The organism is Janthinobacterium sp. JF4, assembly GCF_059617925.1.
The window spans coordinates 1-21673 of the sequence record NZ_JCAQAV010000044.1; the positions used below are offsets into that span (position 1 = coordinate 1).

The 21673-nt window shown below is 62.3% G+C and carries 18 protein-coding genes; 5 read left to right on the forward strand and 13 right to left on the reverse strand.

Features of this window, described 5'->3' with window-relative positions:
- Window positions 1–114: 114 nt before the first annotated feature.
- From AC54AF_RS23180 to AC54AF_RS23190, 3 genes are all read right to left on the reverse strand, one after another.
- Entirely contained in the window at window positions 115–2205 is a 2091-nt protein-coding gene (locus AC54AF_RS23180) for a M13 family metallopeptidase (protein WP_496638433.1), read from the reverse strand.
- A 182-nt stretch (window positions 2206–2387) separates the two neighbouring features.
- Complete coding sequence (locus AC54AF_RS23185) at window positions 2388–4472, reverse strand: M13 family metallopeptidase (protein WP_496638434.1); 2085 nt, start codon at window positions 4470–4472, stop codon at window positions 2388–2390.
- A gap of 205 nt (window positions 4473–4677) precedes the next feature.
- Window positions 4678–4899: a hypothetical protein gene (locus tag AC54AF_RS23190; RefSeq protein ID WP_496638435.1), complete on the reverse strand. Its 222-nt coding sequence runs from the start codon at window positions 4897–4899 to the stop codon at window positions 4678–4680.
- Between the two features lie 367 nt (window positions 4900–5266).
- On the opposite strand from AC54AF_RS23190, the gene AC54AF_RS23195 reads away from it, so the two are divergent.
- The 3 genes from AC54AF_RS23195 (at window position 5267) to AC54AF_RS23205 (ending at window position 9942) form a co-directional block, all read left to right on the forward strand.
- Window positions 5267–6721: a S41 family peptidase gene (locus AC54AF_RS23195; protein WP_496638436.1), complete on the forward strand. Its 1455-nt coding sequence runs from the start codon at window positions 5267–5269 to the stop codon at window positions 6719–6721.
- Between the two features lie 181 nt (window positions 6722–6902).
- Entirely contained in the window at window positions 6903–8024 is a 1122-nt protein-coding gene (locus tag AC54AF_RS23200) for a beta-ketoacyl-ACP synthase III (protein ID WP_496638437.1), read from the forward strand.
- A gap of 208 nt (window positions 8025–8232) precedes the next feature.
- The gene (locus AC54AF_RS23205) at window positions 8233–9942 is read left to right on the forward strand and encodes a cation:proton antiporter domain-containing protein (protein ID WP_496638438.1); all 1710 of its coding nucleotides are present in this window, start codon (window positions 8233–8235) and stop codon (window positions 9940–9942) included.
- Between the two features lie 78 nt (window positions 9943–10020).
- Here the strand turns inward: AC54AF_RS23205 and AC54AF_RS23210 are convergent, their stop codons facing one another.
- Window positions 10021–12066 (reverse strand): oxidoreductase, encoded by a 2046-nt coding sequence (locus AC54AF_RS23210; RefSeq protein WP_496638439.1) that lies wholly within the window; start codon window positions 12064–12066, stop codon window positions 10021–10023.
- A gap of 159 nt (window positions 12067–12225) precedes the next feature.
- On the opposite strand from AC54AF_RS23210, the gene AC54AF_RS23215 reads away from it, so the two are divergent.
- On the forward strand, window positions 12226–12807 hold the full coding sequence (locus AC54AF_RS23215) for an SRPBCC family protein (RefSeq protein ID WP_496638440.1): 582 nt from the start codon (window positions 12226–12228) through the stop codon (window positions 12805–12807).
- A gap of 127 nt (window positions 12808–12934) precedes the next feature.
- On the opposite strand, the gene AC54AF_RS23220 is transcribed toward AC54AF_RS23215, so the two are convergent.
- From AC54AF_RS23220 to AC54AF_RS23235, 4 genes are all read right to left on the reverse strand, one after another.
- Window positions 12935–13390, reverse strand: coding sequence for a hypothetical protein (locus AC54AF_RS23220; protein WP_034752899.1), 456 nt, complete (start codon window positions 13388–13390; stop codon window positions 12935–12937).
- A 42-nt stretch (window positions 13391–13432) separates the two neighbouring features.
- The gene (locus AC54AF_RS23225; RefSeq protein WP_034783716.1) at window positions 13433–13873 is read right to left on the reverse strand and encodes a DUF2721 domain-containing protein; all 441 of its coding nucleotides are present in this window, start codon (window positions 13871–13873) and stop codon (window positions 13433–13435) included.
- Between the two features lie 112 nt (window positions 13874–13985).
- Window positions 13986–14942, reverse strand: a complete 957-nt coding sequence (gene pip, locus AC54AF_RS23230; protein ID WP_496638441.1) for a prolyl aminopeptidase — start codon at window positions 14940–14942, stop codon at window positions 13986–13988.
- Between the two features lie 77 nt (window positions 14943–15019).
- Window positions 15020–15502 (reverse strand): Lrp/AsnC family transcriptional regulator, encoded by a 483-nt coding sequence (locus tag AC54AF_RS23235; protein WP_034783718.1) that lies wholly within the window; start codon window positions 15500–15502, stop codon window positions 15020–15022.
- Between the two features lie 152 nt (window positions 15503–15654).
- Between AC54AF_RS23235 and AC54AF_RS23240 the strand changes: the two genes are divergently transcribed.
- On the forward strand, window positions 15655–16275 hold the full coding sequence (locus AC54AF_RS23240) for a LysE family translocator (RefSeq protein ID WP_496638442.1): 621 nt from the start codon (window positions 15655–15657) through the stop codon (window positions 16273–16275).
- Here the strand turns inward: AC54AF_RS23240 and AC54AF_RS23245 are convergent.
- From AC54AF_RS23245 to AC54AF_RS23265, 5 genes are all read right to left on the reverse strand, one after another.
- Entirely contained in the window at window positions 16212–17657 is a 1446-nt protein-coding gene (locus AC54AF_RS23245; RefSeq protein ID WP_496638443.1) for a hypothetical protein, read from the reverse strand. The genes AC54AF_RS23240 and AC54AF_RS23245 overlap by 64 nt on opposite strands.
- 117 nt (window positions 17658–17774) lie before the next feature.
- Entirely contained in the window at window positions 17775–18515 is a 741-nt protein-coding gene (phbB, locus tag AC54AF_RS23250) for an acetoacetyl-CoA reductase (RefSeq protein ID WP_034752894.1), read from the reverse strand.
- Between the two features lie 142 nt (window positions 18516–18657).
- Complete coding sequence (locus AC54AF_RS23255) at window positions 18658–19836, reverse strand: acetyl-CoA C-acetyltransferase (protein WP_035823614.1); 1179 nt, start codon at window positions 19834–19836, stop codon at window positions 18658–18660.
- Between the two features lie 214 nt (window positions 19837–20050).
- Window positions 20051–20536, reverse strand: a complete 486-nt coding sequence (locus AC54AF_RS23260; protein ID WP_496638444.1) for a phasin family protein — start codon at window positions 20534–20536, stop codon at window positions 20051–20053.
- Window positions 20537–20665: 129 nt separating this feature from the next.
- Window positions 20666–21574, reverse strand: coding sequence for a LysR family transcriptional regulator (locus AC54AF_RS23265; RefSeq protein ID WP_034783726.1), 909 nt, complete (start codon window positions 21572–21574; stop codon window positions 20666–20668).
- Window positions 21575–21673: the final 99 nt, after the last annotated feature.

Consider the following 21673-nt stretch of genomic DNA (forward strand, 5'->3'; position numbering starts at 1 on the left):
AACGTTATTGAAAGCAACGCTGGGAGCGTTCCCACATCTGACGGTGACATAGCCTAAAAAAATGCCGCCCGGCTTGCGCGGGGCGGCTGGCAACTGATGCCTGGGACAAGCGTCTTACCACATGATGACGCGGTCTTTCGGTGGCAGATACATCTTGTCGCCCGGTTTCACGTCAAACGCCTGATAGAAGCCGGGCTGGTTGCGCATGGTGCCGTTGGCGCGGAACTGGCCTGGCGAGTGCGGGTCCGTTTTCAGCAAGACCAGTTGCTGCGCTTCGCGCATCTTCATGCGCCATACCTGGGCAAAGCCCGCATAGAAACGCTGCTCGCCCGTGAAGCCGTCGATGACGGGTGCTTTCTTGCCATTGAGCGACAATTTGTACGCCTTATACGCGATCGCCACGCCGGAATTGTCGGCGATGTTCTCGCCCAGGGTCAGTTCGCCATTGACGAAGTGGCCCTTGACGGGGCTGAAGCTGTTGTACTGCGCCACCAGCTGCTTGGTTTTCTTGGCGAAGTTTTTATGGTCGGCCTTGGTCCACCAGTCGCGCAGGTTGCCGTCGCCGTCGTACTGGGCGCCCTGGTCGTCGAAGCCGTGGCTGATTTCATGGCCGATCACGCCGCCAATGGCGCCGTAGTTGACGGCGTCGTCCGCGTTGGCGTCGAAGAACGGCGCTTGCAGGATGGCGGCCGGGAAGACGATTTCATTCAGTTCCGGGTTGTAATAGGCGTTCACGGTCTGCGGCGTCATGCCCCACTCGTCGCGGTCGATGGGCTGGCCCAGCTTGTTCAATTCGCGGTTGTAGTTGAGCAGGTGCGAACGCTGGATGTTGCCGATCAAATCGTCAGGCGCCACCGTCAGACCCGAGTAATCGCGCCATTTGTTCGGATAGCCGATCTTGGTGGTGAACTTGGCCAGCTTGATCTGCGCCTGTTTCTTGGTGACGGGGCTCATCCAGTCGAGCTTGTCGATGCTTTGCCGGTAGGCCGTCATCAGATTTTTCACCAGCGCTTCCATGCGCACCTTGCGCTCGGCCGGAAAATATTGCTCCACGTACAGCTGGCCCACGGCTTCGCCCAGCGCGCCTTCGACGGCGCCCACGCCGCGTTTCCAGCGCGGACGCATTTCCGTCACGCCCGTCAGGGTGGTGCCATAGAAAGAGAAGTTTTCATCGACATATGCTTTCGGCAGGTAGCCGGCGTTGGCGTGCAGCAAGTGCCACTGGAAGTACGCTTTCCACGTGTCCAGCGGCGTCTTGTTGGCGATCTCGGCAAAGCCTTTCAGGTAGCTAGGCTGGCTGACGATCACGTAATTGACCTTGCCGGCGATGCCCGTGTCCTTCAGGTAGCGGGCCCAGTCGTAGCCTGGCGCCACGCTGGCCAGTTTCGCCAGTTCCACCTTGTTGTAGGTCTTGACGGGGTCGCGGTTCTGCACATTGCTCCATTGCGCCTTGGCCAGTTCCGTTTCCAGCGCAACGATAGCCTTGGCGTTGGCAGCAGCATTCGCGTCGCCGGCCAGGCTGAGCATTTTTTCCACGTGGGCCAGGTATTTGGCGCGCGTGTCGGCCTTGCCTGCTTCCAGGTAGTAATCGCGGTCAGGCAGGCCCAGGCCGCTTTGCACGATGTCGGCCACGTATTTGGTGGAATCCTTGGCGTCCTGGTGGATGCCGAAGTCGTACGGCGAGGTCACGCCCAGCTTGCTGAAGTGGGCAATCACGGCAGGCAGTTCCGCCTTGTCCTGCAAGGCGGCGATCTTCGCCAGCTCCGCGTTCAAGGGGGTCAGGCCCAGGCTTTCCAGCTTGGCTTCGTCCATGAAGCTATTGTAGAAATCACCGATCTTCTGCGCATTCGAACCGGCCGCGCGGGCCTTGTCGGCGGCTGCGCCTTCGACGATGCCGCGCAGCTGGGTTTGCGTATCGTCGGCCAGCTTGGCAAAGCTGCCCCAGCTCGACTTGTCGGCAGGAATCACCGTTTCCGCCAGCCATTTGCCATTCAGGTGCTGGAACAGGTCGTCCTGCGCGCGCACGGCAGGGTCGACGTATTCGACGGCGATGCCGGACGTCAGCACGGCGGCCGCGACAGCCGTGGCGGTGGCAGGCGCGGCAGCGGCCTTCTTGGCAGGATCGGCGACGCCAGCGGCGCCAGCCATGCCGGACACGCCGGCCAGCAAACTCAGGGTCAATGCACTTAACAAATAACGATTCACGGTTGTCCTCTATATTATATTGTGTGGAATATAAGGGTCAGAAGGCCCAAGGCTTCTGGCCCGGTTTTTGACTGTAGCATACCGGCTGAAACGACAGAAACAACTTTGGCCAGAATGCAAAAAAGACCACGCAAGGTGGTCTTTTCTGTTGCTACAGGATTACGTTTTCATCCAGACAGGGCTTACCAGATGATCACACGGTTTTCCGGCGCCACATACATCTTGTCACCCGGTTTCACGCCAAACGCTTCATAGAAGCCAGGCTGGTTGACCATGGTGCCATTCGCGCGGTACTGGCCCGGCGAATGGGGATCGGTCTTGATCTGCACGATCTGCTGCGCTTCGCGCATCTTGCTGCGCCACACCTGGCCAAAGCCCATGTAGAAGCGCTGGTCGCCCGTCAGGCCGTCCAGCACAGGCGCCGGCTTGCCGCCCAGCGAAATCTTGTACGCCTTGTACGCGATCGCCACGCCCGAGTTGTCGGCGATGTTTTCGCCCAGGGTCAGTGCGCCGTTGACGTGGTAGCCAGGCAAGGGGCTGTAGCCATCGTATTGCTTGGTCAGCGCGTCGGCCTTGGCCGCGAAGTTCTTGCGGTCGGCCGGGGTCCACCAGTCGCGCAGGTTGCCGTCGCCATCGGACTGGCTGCCCTTGTCATCGAAGCCGTGGCTGATTTCATGGCCGATGACGGCGCCGATGGCGCCATAGTTGACGGCGTCGTCCGCGTTGGCGTCAAAGAACGGCGGCTGCAGGATGGAGGCGGGGAAGACGATTTCATTCATCGTCGAGCTGTAATAGGCGTTCACCGTTTGCGGCGTCATGCCCCACTCTTCGCGGTCGATCGGCTTGCCCAGCTTGGCCACCTGGCGGGCCGAAGCGAAATTGGCGGCGCGCATCATGTTGCCCACCAGGTCGCCCTGGACGATTTGCAGCTTCGTGTAATCGCGCCATTTGTTCGGATACGCGATCTTCGGCGTGAACTTGGCCAGCTTGGCTTGCGCTTCCTTCTTGGTTTCCGGGCTCATCCAGTCCAGGGTGTCGATGCTGTCCTTGTAGGCGGCCAGCACGTTCTTCACCAGTTCCTGCATGTGCGCCTTGCGCTCCGCCGGGAAATACTGCGCCACGTACAGCTTACCGACGGCTTCGCCCAGTACGCTTTCGACGGCGCCCACGCCACGCTTCCAGCGCGGCTGGTTTTGCGTCACGCCGCTGAGCACCGTGCCGTAGAAGGCGAAGCTCTCGTCGACGAAGTTCTTCGACAGGTAGCTGGCATAGCTGCGCAGCAACTGCCATTCGAAATACGCTTTCAGGGTGTCCAGGTCGGTGGCGGCCAGCACCTTGTTGTAGCCGGCCAGGTAGCTCGGCTGGTTGACGATGACGTAATCGACCTTGTTGGCGATGCCCAGGGCGGCCAGGCCGGATTTCAGGTCGTAACCGGGGGTCAGGTCATTCAGCTTGTTGAGGTCGGTCTTGTTGTAGCGTTTGACGGGGTCGCGGTTCTCGACCTTGGTCCATTGCGCTTCGGCCAGGGCCGTTTCCAGCGCCACGACAGCCTTGGCGCGGGCGGCGGCATTCTTGTCGCCTGCCATGGCCAGCATCTTTTCCACGTGCGCCTGGTATTTTTCTTTGACGCCGGCCTGCTTGGCTTCCAGGTAGTAGTCGCGGTCGGGCATACCCAGGCCACTCTGGCTCACATACGCCGCATATTTCGTCGAGGCACGGGCATCCAGGCCCACGTAGACGGCGTACGGGGTCGACACGCCCGTCTGGCTCAGGTGGGCGATCAGGGCCGGCACGCCCTTCTTGTCGCGCAGCGAGCGGATGCGGTTCAGTTCGCCGGCCAGCGGCTTCGTGCCCAGCGCATCGAGGCGGGCTTCATCCATGTAGCTGGCGTACAAATCGCTGATTTTCTGCGCTTCGGAACCGGCCTTCTTGTTTTTATCCTGTTGCGTGGCTTCGATGATGCCGCGCAACTGTGGCGTCGTGTCATCGCGCAGCTTGGCGAACGAACCCCAGCTCGACTTGTCGGCTGGGATCTCGGCAGTGGCCAGCCACTTGCCGTTCAAATGGGTGAAGAAATCGTCCTGCACGCGCACGGCGGGATCGATGTACTGCACGTCGATGCCGGAAACGACGCCACCAGAGGCAGGCGCGGAAGGTGCGACACTGGGCGCCACGGTCGGGGCGGCCACGGGGGATACGGGCTCGGCGGCATGGGCAAACGCAGCCAACAGGGTCAGGGTCAGACTGCTCAAGAGATAGCGATTCACGGATTGTCCTTATGGGGCATGTCAAAAAGACCGGGCGGATAGCTTCGGGCGGATAGCCTGCCGCGCCTGGCGCTGCAGGAATGTAGCACGCGAGCATGCCCTTTGGCCATCCTTGCCCCCGGACTGCCCGTGAATCGCCGCTCAGTTCGGCCAGGCTCAAGGGGTCCGGTGAGCATGGCGCGGGCTGGAACAGCGCATGGAGCGTTTATCCATACAGATAGAGCAGGTCGTCGATCAGCGCCAGCTCCTGTTGCGTGAACTGCGTGTGGTTGAACTGCCCGATAGCTTCGAGCACACCTCGAATCGGCACTTGCCGTGACGAATCCTGAACGATGTCAATCAGCAGGTCGACATCAGGATCCCGCCCCCTCAGATACTTTTCAATCAGTTCTTTGAGCGAGACACGTGCCTGCAAATCAGTTAACATTTTTTATCTGCTGGTAAGGAAGAAGCTCCAGTCTAAATGAGCCTGAGCCCACGGATAAAAAAAAGCCTGCGTCCGAAGACGCAGGCAAAACCACTTCGGGTCGAGAATGCGAGTCCACTATAGGGCCGCCGCACACGCTTTTTTTCGACTCTTACAAATGCTTACTCCCCTCAAGATGAACTATACATCGCATACAAAACCGCAACATTGGGCAAGCTGACAGCCCCGTTTTCGCGCGTAGACTGGCTCCAGGCACGCTTTTTCCCCGGCCGGCCCACGCCGGCAGAGATTCAGGTCTATACTTTCAGGAAAGCGCCGCTCCACGGGGACTGGCGCTTGTGCAAGACACGCTAGCTGCAAAGGTGCAATGATGGGCAAACTCAAAAATACCGGCTTGATCGGCCTGGGCGTGGTGGCCGGCGTCGCCGTGTCGCTGCAATTTTCCGCCATGGCGCAAAAAACCGTCGAACCGCCCCTGCCGCTGGAAGAGTTGCGCCAGCTGGCCGATGTGTTTGGCCTGATCAAGTCCGATTACGTCGAGCCGGTGGAAGACAAGAAACTGCTGGAAGACGCCATTTCCGGCATGGTCGCCTCGCTCGACCCCCATTCCGCCTACCTGGACAAGAAAGCCTACGCCGAGCTGCGCGAAGGCTCGGAAGGCAAGTTCGTCGGCCTGGGCATTGAAATTGGCCTGAGCGAAGACGGCTACATCAAGATCGTCTCGCCCATCGAGGACTCGCCCGCCTACCGCGCCGGCATCAAGGCCGGCGATCTGATCACCCGCCTCGATGGCCAGCCCGTGAAAGGCGTCAGCCTGGACGACAACGTCAAGCGCATGCGCGGCGAACCGGGCACCAAGGTGTCGTTGACCATTGCCCGCAAGGATGAACCGCAGCCGCTGGCGTTCACCATCACGCGCGAGGAAATCCATCAAAAAAGCGTGAAGGCGAAGATGGTCGAGCCGGGCTACGCCTGGCTGCGCGTGTCACAATTCCAGGAACCGACCGTCGACGACATGGCCGCGCAAATCACGGCGCTGTACCAGCAAGACCCGAACCTCAAAGGCATGGTGCTGGATCTGCGCAACGATCCGGGCGGCGTGCTGCAGGGCGCCATCGGCGTCTCGGCCGCCTTCCTGCCGAAGGACGCGGCCATCGTCTCGACGAATGGCCAGTTGCCGGACTCGAAACAGGTGTTCTACGGCCGCGCCGAATACTATGCGTTCCGCTCGGAAGGCGATGCCCTGGCAAAATTGCCGGCAGCTATCAAAAAAGTGCCGCTGGTGGTGCTGGTCAACACGGGCTCGGCCTCGGCCTCGGAAATCGTCGCCGGCGCCCTGCAGGATTACAAGCGCGCCACCATCATCGGCACGCAAACCTTCGGCAAGGGTTCCGTGCAAACCATCCGCCAGCTGACAGCCGACACGGCCGTCAAGCTGACGACGGCCCGCTACTACACGCCGAATGGCCGCTCGATCCAGGCCAAGGGCATCGTGCCCGACCTGCTGGTCGATGAAAATGCGGATGGCGACGGCCTCAACGGCTTACGCATCCGCGAAGCGGACCTGACCAAGCACCTGAGCAACGACCGCGACCAAGGCAGTGCCAACAACGGTACCAAGGCCGCGCCCGTCAATGACGAGATGGAAGAGCAGCTGCGCATCATCGCCCTGGAAAAGACCCGCAAGCCGCTGGAATTTGGCAGCAAGGACGATTTTCAGTTGCACCAGGCGCTGAACCACCTGAAAGGTTTACCGGTGCAACTGGCCAAGGCCGAACCGGTGGTAGTGCAGGCCGACGTCAAGAAAGAACAGAAAAAGTAGGCAATTTGGGGTCAGACCCGCCGGGTCTGACCCCCGTTACCCCGTCCAGGCGACAAAAATCAATCTTCCGCTACACTTCTTCCTCCCCCGCAACACGAAACTCTCTACGGTCGAGCCCGTTTGTGTAAAATTTGCTTCACTTATCGGCATCGCGCCGATTGCCAAATTTGAAAGTTTAACCATGAAACAAGTCGTCATCAGCGGTACCGGACTGTACACGCCGCCATTTTCGATCTCCAACGAAGAACTGGTCACCTGCTTCAATGCCTATGCGGAAAAGTTCAATGCCGACAACGCCGACGCGATCGCCGCGGGCACAGTGACGGCGCTGGACCTGTCGAGCGTGGCCTTCATCGAAAAGGCGTCCGGCATCCAGTCGCGCTTCGTGATGGAAAAGGAAGGCATCCTCGATCCGGCGCGCATGGTCTCGCGCATCCCGGAACGGGGCGATGACGAACTGTCGCTGCAGGCGGAAATGGCCGTCGCCGCCGCGCGCGACGCGCTGGCCCGCGCCGGCCGCACGCCGGACGATATCGACATGGTGCTGGTGGCCTGCAGCAATATGCAGCGCGCCTACCCGGCCATGGCCGTGGAAGTGCAGGATGCGCTGGGCATCGACGGTTACGGTTTTGACATGAACGTGGCGTGTTCGTCCGCCACCTTCGGCATCCAGCAAGCCGTGGCCGCCGTGCAAAGCGGCCAGGCGCGCGCCGTGCTGGTCGTGAATCCGGAAATCACCAGCGGCCACCTGAACTGGCGCGACCGCGACAGCCATTTCATTTTCGGCGACGCCTGCACGGCCATCATCGTCGAAGCGAAGGACACGGCCGTCTCTGCGCACCAGTTCGAGATCATCGGCACGGAACTGAAAACGCGCTTCTCTAACGCCATCCGCAACAATTTCGGCTTCCTCAACCGTTTTGACGAATCCGGCGTGGGCAAGGCCGACAAGCTGTTCCGCCAGCAAGGCCGCAAGGTGTTCAAGGAAGTGTGCCCGATGGCCGCCGAGATGATCAAAACGACCCTGGCCAAGGCCGGCGTGGAAGTGGCGCAAGTCTCCCGCTACTGGCTGCACCAGGCCAACCTGAACATGAACTTGCTGATCGCGCGCCTGATCCTGGGCCGCGACGCCGAGGCCAATGAAGCGCCCGTGATCCTCGACACCTACGCCAATACCTCGTCGGCCGGTTCCATCATCGCCTTCCATAAATATCAGGATGACATGGCGGCGGGCAGCACCGGCGTCATCTGTTCGTTCGGTGCAGGTTATTCCATCGGCTGCGTGATCGTGCGCAAGCTCTGAGCGCATGGGTGTAACATCGCCTGACCCCTGAATTAGGCGATGTTCGAGGTCGATAGGCATGCGTTCGTGGCCACCTGGACGAAGATAGTGCACAGGTTTTTTGCAATAAAGCCGCAGGAACATTCCGGCAGGGGCTTTGATGCGTTTATACTTGGTCGCTGAGCAACATCTTTCCCATCCGCACGTCCGCATAAGGAACCCACCACGCATGCCCCATGACATCAGCCTGATCACCACCATCGCCGCCGCCCTCGGGTTCGGCCTCATCTTCGGCTTCATCGCCGCGCGCCTGAAACTGCCGGCCCTGGTCGGCTATCTGGCCGCCGGCATCATCATCGGACCGGCCACGCCCGGTTTTGTGGCGGATGCGGAAATAGCCGGGCAATTGGCGGAGATCGGGGTGATGTTGATGATGTTCGGTGTCGGCCTGCACTTTTCCATCGAAGATTTGTGGGACGTACGCAAGATTGCGCTGCCTGGCGCCATCCTGCAGATCGGTGTCGCCACGGCGATGGGCATGGGCCTGGCCCACTGGTGGGGCTGGACCCTCGGTGGCGGACTGATCTTTGGCCTGGCCCTGTCCGTCGCCAGTACCGTGGTGCTGCTGCGCGCGCTGGAAGAGCGGGGCATCCTCGATTCCCTGAATGGGCGCATCGCCGTCGGCTGGCTGGTGGTGGAAGACCTCGTCACCGTGCTGGTGCTGGTGCTGCTACCGGCGTTCGCCGGTGTGCTGGGCGGCAAGGTCGCGCCGGATGCCGAGGCCGTCAGCCTGTGGCAAACCCTGGCCGTGACCCTGGGCCAAGTGGCCGGTTTCATCGTCTTCATGCTGGTCGTCGGCCGCAAGCTGTTCCCCTGGATCTTGTGGCAAGTGGCGCGCACCGGTTCGCGCGAACTGTTTACATTGTGCGTGATCGCCGCCGCCGTCGGCATCGCCTACGCGTCGACCCAGCTGTTCGGCGTGTCGTTCGCGCTGGGCGCCTTCTTCGCCGGCATGGTGCTGCGCGAATCTGAACTCAGCCACCGCGCCGCGGAAGAGTCCTTGCCCTTGCGCGACGCGTTTGCCGTGCTGTTCTTCGTTTCCGTCGGCATGCTGTTCGAGCCGAACATCCTCATCGACAAGCCCCTGCAAGTGCTGGCCGTGTGCGCCATCATTATCTTCGGCAAGTCGATCGCCGCCTTTTTGCTGGTGATGGCGCTGCGCTATCCGCCGAAAACGGCGATCATCGTCTCGGCCAGCCTGGCGCAGATCGGCGAATTCTCGTTTATCCTGGCCGCGCTGGGCCTCTCCCTGGGCCTGATGCCGCAGGAAGGCCAAAGCCTGATCCTGGCCGGCGCCATCCTGTCGATCGCCCTCAACCCGCTCGTGTTCAGCATGGCCAAGCCCTTGCTGCGCGTGATCGGCAACAGCGATTTCGCGCGCAAGTTCGAACGCACCACCGATCCGCTGGCCGAACTGCCGATGACGGTGCCGCAGGAAAAACTGTCGGGCCAGATCGTCCTGGTCGGCTACGGCCGCGTGGGCCGGCGCATCGCCGCCGCCCTGCTGGAACGGGGCATCCACTTCGTCGTGGCCGAGGAAAACCGCGAAATCGTCGACCAGTTGCGCAAGCAGGGCATCCCGGCCGTGGCCGGCAATGCGGGCGAACCGGCCGTGCTGATCCAGGCGCACATCACGCACGCCACCATGCTCGTCATCGCCACGCCCGACACCTTCCACGTGCGTGCCATGATCGAGACGGCGCGCGCGCTGAACCCGAGCATCCTGACGGTGGTGCGCACGCACAGCGAGGAAGAGGCGGAATTGCTGCGCGCGGAAAACGCGGGCAAGGTCTTCATTGGCGAGCACGAGCTGGCGAATGGCATGGCCGAGCACGTGTTGCAGAGTTTTGAGACGGCGAAGAAAGGGCATGGCCATTAAGGTTCTTTGATGCCAAACCTCTAGCCCATGCAAATGCCGGGGTCGGTCCCTGCGGGCCCGACCCCAGTTTTTTCCGGGTTATAAACTCGCCGCCAGCTCCGCCCCTTCCCGTATCGCCCGCTTGGCATCGAGTTCCGCCGCCAGCGCGGCGCCGCCGATTTTATGGAAACGGGGGCCGCCCGCCTGCACTGGCTTGCCATCCTTGCCGACGGGTGGCATGAGTTCCGTCAAGCTGTCCTGGCCCGCGCAGATGACCACGTTGTCCACCGCCAGCAGGCGCTGCTCGCCGCCCACCGTGATGTGCAAGCCTTGCCCGTCGATCTTGTCGTAGGCCACGCCGGCCAGCATGGCCACGCCATTTCTCGCCAGCGCCGCCCGGTGTACCCAGCCCGAGGTCTTGCCCAGTCCCGCGCCCACTTTCGAGGTCTTGCGCTGCAACAGGAAGATTTGCCGCACGGGATGCGGCGCTGTGGGCGGCACCAGGCCGCCCCCGGTCGCCGCATTCAAGTCCACGCCCCACTCGCCCGCCCACGCCGATACCGGCTGCGGCAGCGGGTGCGCCGGGTCGTGCAACAGATACTCGCCCACGTCGAAGCCGATGCCGCCCGCGCCGATGATGGCCACGCGCGCCCCCACGGGCTTCTTGCTCTGCAGCACATCCAGGTACGACAGCACTTTCGGGTGCTCGATGCCGGCAATGGCCGGCAGGCGCACCTTGATGCCGGTGGCGACGATGACGTCGTCGTAGCCGCCAGCGAGCAATTGCTCGCGCGTGACGCGCTGGCCCAGGCGCACGTCGACATTCAACAGCGCCAGCCGGCGCGCAAAGTAGCGTATGGTTTCCGTAAATTCTTCCTTGCCGGGAATTTGCATCGCCACCTTGAACTGGCCGCCGACGCTGTCGCTGCTGTCGAACAGGGTCACCTGGTGACCGCATTCGGCGGCCACGCAGGCGGCGGACAGGCCGGCCGGCCCGGCGCCGACGACGGCCACACGGCGCGCTACGGCCTTTTTCGCGTACACGAGTTCCGTTTCATGGCAGGCGCGCGGATTGACGAGGCAGCTGGCGCGCTTGTTGGCGAACGTATGGTCCAGGCACGCCTGGTTGCAGCCGATGCAGGTGTTGATCTCGTCGGCGCGGCCTGATGCGGCCTTGGCGACAAAGTCGGGGTCGGCCAGGAAAGGGCGCGCCATCGACACCAGGTCGCAGTCGCCCCGCTCGAGGATGGCGTTGGCTTCATGCGGCATGTTGATGCGGTTCGAGGCGACCACGGGTATCGTCACTTCGCGGCGCAGACGGCCCGCCACGGAAGCGAAGGCGGCGCGCGGCACGGACGTGACGATGGTGGGGACGCGCGCCTCATGCCAGCCGAAGCCCGTATTCAGAATCGTCACGCCCGCCTGCTCCAGGGCCTTGGCCACCGTCACCACGTCATCCCAGGTATTGCCGCCCTCGACCAGGTCGAGCAGCGAGTGGCGGTACATGATGATGAAGTTGGGGCCGACGGCGGCGCGGATACGGCGCACGATCTCCACGGGCAGGCGCATGCGGTTCTCGATCGTGCCGCCCCAGCGGTCTTGGCGCAGATTCGTGCGCGCGCACAGGAACTGGTTCAATAAATAGCCTTCGCTGCCCATCACTTCGATGCCGTCGTAGCCCGCCTTTTGCGCCAGGCGCGCGCAGCGCACGTAGTCGCAGATGGTGCGGGCTATGCCCCGTTCGCTCAAGGGGCGGGGGCGGAAGGGAGAGATCGGCGATTTCTTCGCCGACGCCGAGACGACAAACGGCTGGTAGCCATAGCGGCCCGCATGCAGGATCTGCATGACGATCTTGCCGCCCTCCTCGTGCACGGCGCGCGTCACCTTGCGGTGGTTCGGTACGTCGCCGAGGAAATTGAGGGTGCCGCCGAACGGTAGCAGCCAGCCCTGGCGGTTCGGCGAGATGCCGCCCGTGACGATCAGCCCCACGCCGCCGCGCGCCCGCTCGCGGTAAAACGCGGCAAGCTTGCCATAATGATAAAAGCGGTCTTCCAGGCCCGTGTGCATGGACCCCATGATGACGCGGTTGCGCAAAGAGGTGAAACCCAGGTCGAGCGGGGCCAGCAAATGGGGATAGGCAGTCATGGTGATCGGTCCGGTAAGGTGGTTGCAGGCCGTACGGTAGCAAGCATTGCCGATCGCCGCAGCGACTTTCTCTAGACCGGGAGTTCTAAATCGCCCGGCGCGCCGGCCGGCGATGGGTACAGCTTGTGCCGGGGGCAAGTTTCCCGTAGGCTAGGTGGCATGACGCGACTCTTCCTTTGCCTGCTGATGCTGTGCGCCGTCCCCGCGACCGCGCTGGCACAGGCGATACGCCTGGACAAGCTGAAGGTCGAGGTCAAGCGCATCGAGGTCGACGGGCAGCGCATGTATGAAGTCGATGCCAGCGGCAGCGTGCAGGCGCCGCCGGCCTCCGTGTGGAAGACCCTGACCACCTACGAGCGCATGAGCGAATTCGTGCCCGACCTCAGTTCCTGCCGCGTGCTGTCGCGCAACGGCAATGAAGTCATCATCGAGCAGCAGGGCATGGCGCGCTTCCTGTTCATGAACCACCCCATCCACCTGGTGGTGCGGGCCACGGAAACGCCATTTACCACCATCGACATCGCCCTGATCTCTGGCGACATGCGGCATTACGAATCGCGCTGGAATCTGTATCCGATTCCCGAGACGGGCGGCACGCGCATCGTCTTTTCCAGCCGGCTGATGCCCGGCTTCTATGTGCCCGGCATGCTGGGCACGACCATGATACGCGGCGATATCGAGCGCATGATGGCGGCCGTATTAGCCCGCATCGACAGCCAGTACGCCGATAAATCCGGATAACGACACCGGACAAAACCTACTGCGCGTCGCGATTTGCAGCCTCCGCTGCTCACTGTGCTAAAGCACAGCTCCGCAGCTCAGCTACAACTCCCATCCGCTCGCTACGGTTTCATCCGGTGTTAAAAAATCAGGCCAAATAGGTATCGCGGTCGCGGATTTCCGCGAAGTTCTCCAGGCTGCCCAGCTTCACCGTGACGGGATTCAGGCTCGCCTGCGGCTGCATCGAGCGCCAGGCGAACAGCCATTCCTGCTCGGGCGCCTCGGCGCGCGTCTTGGTGAAGGCGGCGCCCAGGGCGGCGCGCTGGCCGTATTCGACCAGGCCATCGATGCCGGCCCAGCTGGGCAAGGTGCGCTGCACGGCACGGTGCAGGCGCTCGCCGAATTCTTCCGTATTGTGGATGATCAGACAGGCATCGGCCGGGGCGAACAGGTCGAATAGTTGCTTGTCCCACACTTGCGAAAAGCTCAGGGTCAGACAATTGCCCGCTGGCGCCAGGCGGAACTGGCCCAGGCTCAGCGCCAGCTCGAGTTCGCTGCGCTGGCCGTAGCGGTGCAGGGTGGGGGGACGTTTGTAATCGTGCATGCTGGACTCGTTCTTCAATAGTAGGGTAAACCGGCGGGCCGCTTAACGTGGCGGGCGGATATGGCGCCGGATGCGCTGGGCCGTCGCGGCCAGATAAATTTCGCGCAATAAGTAAATAAAACAGCCGATCAGGCAAATCACGGCCAGCACAAAGAAGGCCGCGATGTATTTGTCCAGGGTCAGGTTCAGGATATCGCCCAAAAACAGCATGGCGATGATGACGCAGACGAAGAAACCGCACGCCGTGCTGAGCGAAATCGAATAATTGATCAGATGGGTACGCCGATACAAGGTATCTAGCTCATCCATATAGAAATCGTTGTAGCCGATGTCGAGCCGGTCTTCCAGCACGCGCGTGCGGTCGATGATACGGCCCAGGCGGTTGGTCAGCACCACCAGCATGGTGCCGATACCGGTCAACAGGAAAACCGGCGCAATCGCCAGCTGGATGATATGGCCGATGTCGCCGATCTGTATGTTCATGGATAAAAAGTCGTGGGTTCACACCGGCGCCCGACCCTGGCGCCAGCACAGGCCATAGTGTAGCAGGTGGCGCACGCCGGCTGGCCGCTTTGCCAGCCGGCATGTTTTAACGTCATGCGAAGCCGCGCCCCGGCACGAAGCGCTCGGTGGCGCGCACCAGCGCCGAAGCGATACCGTGCTCGAGCGCGCCATGGCCCGCGTCCGGGATCATGTCGAGCTGCGCGCCGGGCCAGGCTTGCTGCAAACGGTAGGCCGACAGCGGCGGGCAGATGGCGTCGTAGCGGCCCTGCACGATGACGGCCGGCAAATGCGCGATGCGCCCCATGTTGCGGATCAGCTGGTCTTCCTCGAAGAAACCGAGATTGGCCATGTAATGCGATTCGAGCCGGCCCACGCCCAGGTCCAGCGCGTCGTTCGGCGCATCTTCCGGCTGCGGCATCAGGTACACGCGGCGCCCCTCGAAGCGGCTCCAGGCGCGCGCTGCCGGCCAGTACACGGCGGGGTCGCTGCTGAGGATGCGTTTCACGTAGGCGGCCAGCAAGTCGCCCCGTTCCTCGGGCGGGATGGGTGCGGCAAATTCTTCATATAGTTCCGGATAGAACCAGCGCACGCCCTCGATGAACCAGTCGATCTCCGCCTGCGTGCACAGAAAAATGCCGCGCAGCACGAAACCGAGGCAAGCCTCCGGATGCGCCTGGCCATACGCCAGCGCCAGCGTCGAGCCCCAGGAGCCGCCAAAGACCAGCCATTGGGCGATGCCGAACTGAGCGCGCAGCACTTCGATATCGTCGATCAGCAGCTGCGTCGTGTTGTTGCGCCATTCGCCCAGCGGCGTGGACTTGCCCGCGCCGCGCTGGTCGAACAGGATCACGCGGTAGCGCTGCGGATCGAAGAAGCGGCGGTGCTGCGGCGACAGGCCCGCGCCGGGCCCGCCATGCAGGAACAGCACGGGAATGCCGTCGGGGTTGCCGCACTCTTCCCAATAAATGGTGTGGATATCGTCGACCGCCAGCATGCCGTGCCGGTTCGGCGACAGGGCGGGAAACAGGGGAGTCAGGGAATCTGGCATGGCGGTCCTTGGAGTGGCAGTCAGGCGCCAGGCACGATTCCTGGCAACTGTTCCAATTATAGTGCGCCGCCGGCGCCTCAGGCCAGCAGCAAGGGCAGGCGGTTCGACGACTTGATTTCGCGCATCGACAGGCTGGACTGGATTTCCGCCACGCCGGGCAGGCGGCGCAGCACGGTCGAGACGAATTCGCCATACGCTTCCAGGTCGCGCGCCACCACTTGCAGGAAATAATCGGCTTCGCCCGCCACGTTGTGGCACGACAAGATCTCGGGAATCGTCGCGATCGCCTGCTCGAACTGCGACGGCTGCTCGCCGCCGTGGTTGGCAAACACGACCCGTACGAACGCGACCAGGCCGATGCCCAGCTTCTTGCGGTTAAGCAAAGCCTGGTAGCCGGTAATAAAACCTTCCTCCTCCAGGCGGCGCAAGCGGCGCCAGACGGGGGTTTCGCTCAGCTTCAAGCGCTCGGCCAGGCGCGCATTCGACAGCCGTCCTTCATCCTGCAACAGCCTGAGTATCTGCAAATCGGTGGCGTCGAGGCTAACTTCTGGAATTTTCATCTATTTTTTGTTTTTATACGAGTGGAATCCACCCAAATACTAGGGCATGCAGGGCAGGAAAAGCAAGCACATTTCAGCACGACAAGAACATAATGGGGCCCGGTGAGCAGGCTGCAGCGTGCGCATGCTCCCACTTTCTTTTCGACTGGTCCATGTCCGATTCTACCTTCCTGATGTACCTGCTGGCACTGGCTGGCGCCTTTTTATTACCGGGCCCCGACATGGCGCTGGTGCTGGCGACGGGCGCTGCGCGCGGCGTGGCCACGGCGCTGGTGACGGCCCTGGGCATCGCCGGCGCGCGCGCCGTCCACGTGGCGCTGTCGGGCGCGGGCCTGGCGGCGTTGATGGTGACGCATCCGCAAGCCTTGCAATGGGTCAAATGGGCGGGCGCCGCGTATCTGTTGTACCTGGCGCTGCGCCTGCTGCAGTCGGCCCTGTCGACCAAGACGGCACAGGAAGAAGCCGCCCCCGCCACGGCGCACGGCGCCCGTGCCAGCCTGGTGCGCGGCTTCCTGACGAATCTGCTCAATCCGAAGGCACTGCTGTTTTGCAGCATGTTCCTGCCGCAATTCGTCATCGGCAGCGAGCAGGTCGGTATGCAATACCTGCGCCTGGGCGCCGTCCTGGTACTGGTGGGCTTGCTGTTCGACGCCCTGTACGCCGTGCTGGCCGCGCGCCTGGCGCGCCGCCTGCGCGGCAAGCCCTCGCCTTATGGCAAGTTCGTGCTGCCTACCGTGTTCGTCTTGCTGGCCGGGCGGCTGGTGCTGGGCTGAATTTTCAGCTCACCTGCCATGCCATCGGCAAAGAAGGCGGGGTAATCGTTCAGCAGGCTACGCTCCAGATCGTTGACCTTGCGAAATTGCCGCAGCGACGGTGCCATGGCCCGGCCCGCATCCCAGCTGCGCCAGGCGTTTGGCGCATCGAATTGCGCGTATAGCGCGTCGCCCAGGTCCTGGTACGCGGCCGCCATGTGCGGCTTCGCCTGCAGTACTTGCAGATACAGCGCGGTCGCTGCCGGCCATTGCCCCAGCTTGGCGCGCAGATTCCCCTCGAACAAGGCCAGTACGGGCTGCTCCATCCCCGTTTGCTTCCTTAACTCCTGCACGGTGGCCAGCGCGGCCGCGATGCCTGCCTGGTCCTTGGCCAGCAACCCCCGCGTCAAGTCGTGGATGGGCTCGCATTCCTGCATGGCCAGTATCTGCTGGGGCGACAGCTTGTCGACCAGTTCGCCTGTGGAAAAATGGTCTTCCAGCATGGTCAAAAACGCCTCGAAGGGCTTTTCTGCCGCAAACAGGCGCTCCGCTTCGGCCCGTAGCGCGAGATGTGCCTGGGGCGCCTGGGCTCCCGGCGGCGGCGGCAGCGCCGCCTGCGCCAGCACTCTTTCGAGCACCGGTGCATCGGCCGCCAGCGGGCGCGGCCGGTAGGCGGCCAGGGAATACGTGGCGGGCGCACCCACCGTCATGGCGCTGATGCGGAAATGGCGCGTGACCGTGCCGCCCACTTCCTGGTAGTGCAGGGTGAAGTCGGCGGGAATGCGCTTGCCGTCGGCCAGCATCTTCAGCACCAGAGGATGACCGCCCCAGGTGTAGCGCAAAAACTGGGCAAACGCCGTGGCCTCGGCGCCCCTGACGGGGCTGCCGGCGATCCCCAGACGCAGCAGGGGCTGTTCGTCGAGCGACCACAGCACGGCGCCATCGAGCACCTGGGGAACCAGTGCGCCGCGCCGCCTTGCCGCCCGCACCGATAAAGTCTGCTCTTCATACACGGGCAAGGTCGCATGCTGTTCCAGCTTGCCGGCCTGCAGGATGCCGGCGATGCCCTGCCGGTGGCGCAGCTCGATGACGCGAAAGCCGACGGCGTCGAACAGCGAGTAATTGTCATAGGTTCCCGCCGCCGTATCGATGGCGTAGCGGCGGCGCGTGGCAAAGTCGAGCACGGACAGGCTCGTGCCATCGCGCACGCTGAGGTAATGCGGGCCCAGCACCACATCGCTTTCCTGCGTATCGCGCACGGGCAAGCTGGTTTTCACGCCGGGTTGGTTGACGCGCTCGGTCGTCACCGTGACGTGGAACGCAACACCGGCCTGGGCCGCGCTGGCGCCCAGGTAAAGGATGGCGGCCACGCTGGCGCGGCGCAAGGCAGGTAAGAGGGTCATGGAAATGCTGCAGTGGAGAAATGCTGATTCTAAGGCAAATCCGGCCATCCCCTGGTTTTGCTGGCAAGCATAAAAAAAGACAGCCGCAGCTGTCTTCCTGTTTTACCGCAACAACGATTACGACATGTGCTGGCCGCCGTTGATCGAGATGTTGGCGCCGGTGACGAACGCCGCTTCATCGGAAGCCAGGTAAGCGACCAGGCCGGCCACTTCTTCCGGCTTGCCCAGGCGCGCCATCGGAATTTGCGGGATGATTTTGCTGTCGAGCACTTCCTGCGGAATCGCCATGACCATCTTGGTGCCGATGTAGCCTGGCGAAATGGTGTTGACGGTAACGTTCTTGCGCGCCACTTCCAGCGCCAGCGACTTGGTGAAACCATGCATGCCGGCTTTCGCGGCCGAATAGTTGGTCTGGCCGAAGGCGCCCTTCTGGCCATTCACGGACGAAATATTGATGATGCGGCCCCAGCCGCGTTCCACCATGCCGTCGCAGACGGGCTTGGTCATGTTGAAGACGGAATCGAGGTTGGTGCTCATCACGGCATCCCAGTTCGGCTTGTCCATCTTCTTGAACGTCATGTCGCGCGTGATGCCGGCGTTATTCACCAGCACGTCGACAGGACCGATTTCCGCTTCCACGGCCGCCACGCAGGCAGCCGCCGAATCGTAGTCGGCCACGTCGCACGGATACGCCTTGAAGTCATAGCCCATGTCCTTGGTCGTCGCCAGCCATTCCGCGACCTTCGGATTGCCTGGAGAATAGGTCGTGACCACGCGATAGCCGAGCGCCGCCAGCTTGAAACAGACCGCTTCGCCCAGACCACCCATGCCACCAGTTACCAATGCAACTCTTGCCATTTTCATCCCCTCAGTGTCGTTCTGTTGCTAAAAAATTAATAATTTAGTTGAAGCGATCCGTACCGCCGCGTGACGGCGGCGTACCGCAACAAACCCAGGCCGTCACGCACAGCGCGCGACGGCCTGGGTTCGGCGCCAGCGATTAATCCCGCTCGATGGCCAAAGCGACACCCATGCCGCCGCCAATGCACAATGCTGCCAGGCCTTTCTTGGCGTCGCGGCGGATCATTTCGTGGATCAGGGTGACCAGGATGCGCGCGCCGGATGCGCCGATCGGGTGGCCGATGGCAATCGCGCCGCCGTTCACGTTGATCTTGCTGGTGTCCCAGCCCATTTCCTTGTTGACGGCGATCGCTTGCGCGGCAAATGCTTCGTTGATTTCCATCAAGTCCAGCTCTTCATGCGTCCAGCCGGCTTTTTTCAGGCACAGGCGCGATGCGGAGACGGGGCCCATGCCCATGACGGCAGGATCCAGGCCCGACGAGGCGTAGGCCTTGATGCGTGCCAGCGGCTTCAAGCCCAGTTCCTTCGCTTGCGAGGCCGACATCATGATGACGGCGGCGGCGCCATCGTTCAGGCCCGATGCGTTGCCGGCGGTAACAGTACCGTCCTTGGCGAACGCGGGGCGCAGGCCGGACAGCGATTCCAGGGTCGAACCGGGCTTGATGTATTCGTCGCTGTCAAAGACCACGGTGCCTTTTTTGTTGGCGATTTCCAGCGGCAGGATTTCATCCTTGAACTTGCCCGCCTTTTGCGCCGCTTCCGCTTTCAGTTGCGACTGCAGCGCAAATTCATCTTGCTCGGCGCGCGTCACTTCGTATTTCTTGGCAACGTTTTCCGCCGTGATGCCCATGTGGTACTGGTTGTACACGTCCCACAGGCCGTCGACGATCATGGTGTCGATCATCTTGAAGTCGCCCATGCGGAAACCGTCGCGCGAGCCGTTCATCGCATGCGGCGAAGCGCTCATGTTTTCCTGGCCGCCAGCGATGATGATGTTGGCGTCGCCGCACTTGATCGCTTGCGCCGCCAGGTGCGTGGCCTTCAGGCCGCTGCCGCATACCTTGTTGATGGTGAATGCCGGGATGGAGCTTGGCAGGCCAGCCTTGATGACGGCCTGGCGCGCGGCGTTCTGGCCGACGGCAGCCGTCAGCACCTGGCCCAGGATGGCTTCGCCGATCAGGTTCGGGTCGATGCCGGTTTGTGCCAGCAAGCCCTTGATTACATGCGCGCCCAGTTCGGACGCAGGAATCTTGGCCAGACTGCCACCGAATTTGCCGACTGCGGTACGGCCGGCGGCCACGATTACGACATCATCCATTTATTTCTCCGATATGCAGGCCACGAAGGCCAAGGTCAAGGTGTTAATACAATCCAATGTGAATCCGGGGAAGACGCAGCAAGCTGCGTTTCATTCTAGCGCGGCATGCGCCGCAGTTCCAGCGCCGCACCGCAGGCGGCGGCGATGACAGCCTGCTTGCGGTGGCGGCGGGCGGCCTGGCGCGGCGGATAGCCGCTGCCGGGCCGCAACGCGCTTACGCCTGGCGAGCAGGACGCGTATTTTTATTTTTATCATACCCTTCATCGGCGCCGCCGAAAGTGGTTTTTAGAAAATTATTGAAGGGAATAATCAGGGGCACAGGCGTTTGCTTTACCACCTGCAACAGCTCGCCAAATTTTTGACGCGATGCAGCAAACTCACCCTTTGTCACAGTGTCGAATTTCTCCTGGGTTTCTTGAGCAACATCCTTTGCCTGGCGGCCATATGCACCGATGCGTTCGATGGCCAGTTGCGACTGCGTGCGCGACAGTTCCAGCAGCGCTTGCGTATCCTTCACGGACAGCAGCTGATTGCCCGCCACCGTAGCGGCGGCCAGCGCCGCGCGGACCGCATCGAGCTGCAAGTCCAGTACACTGGCGCCGCTGTCGACGGCGGCCTGGACATACGCTTGCGCGCTGATCAATTGTGCTTCCACCACGGCCTTGCCGGCCCGTGCCCATTGTTCGGAAAATGAAAACATGTCGTCCCTCTCCAAAGAGTAGGCGGCGCCATGTTGCGCCGCACAGTGCTCAACTGTAAGCGGTGGTTCATTGCTGAACCTTGATATTTATCAAGCTTTCGTGTTGGTTTGTTTTCAATACAACACTAATCAGGACAACAACTTGATACCGTCGAGCGAGGCCGCGCACTGCTCGCGTATCACGCTGACGAAATCGCGCACATACGCCTTGTCCTGCAGGTGATCTGGCACGGACACGTACAAATCGCTCCACAGGCCGTGCTCGCCCACCGGGCGCGCCACCACATAATCGTAATCGACGTAATTCTTGATGGCCCAGTTGGGCAAGGCGGCGATGCCGCGCCGGCTCGCCACCAGTTGCAGCACGGCGACCGTCAATTCGGCCGTGCGGCGCTCGAAGGCGATGCCGGCCGGCCGCAGCACTTCGCGGATCAGGTCGATGCGCTCTTCCGGCACGGGATAGGTGATCAGGGTCTCGCCCGTAAAATCGGCCGCCACCAACCGGCGCTGCGCCTGCAAGCGGTGCTTCTGCGCCATCACCACCAGCATTTCAAAGCGGAACAGGGGAAACACGGTGAAATCGGGGCCATACGGCGAGCCGATCACCAGATCCGCCTCGCCCGAGCGCAGCAAGTCCGCCGGTTCGCTGTGAAAGCCCGACACCAGGTCGATCTCCACTTCCGGCCAGCGCTGGCGGAACGCATCCATCACCGGCATCAGCCAGTCAAAGCAGGTATGGCATTCGAGCGCCACGCGCAACTGTCCCTTGTCGCCCTGCGACAGGCGCGCCACGTCGCGCTCGGCCAGCTCGATCTCAGGCAGCAGCTTGTCGGCCAGGGCCAAGAGCCGGCTGCCCGTGGCCGTAAACGCGATCGGCATCGACTTGCGCTCGAACAGGGGCGCCTGGTAGCGCTCTTCGAGCAAACGGATCTGGTGCGACAGGGCCGACTGGGTCAGGTTGAGCAGCTGCGCGGCGCGCACCAGGCTGCCGGACGAACGCAGGGCACTCAGGGTGCGCAGATGGCGGATTTCTAGCATCGGGAAATGGAAGGATATGCGTGAATTATTTTCATGTTATTCGTCAAAATGTTTCGTTTTGATTATAGACCAAGTTGCCGCACACTCTAGCGCATTCAC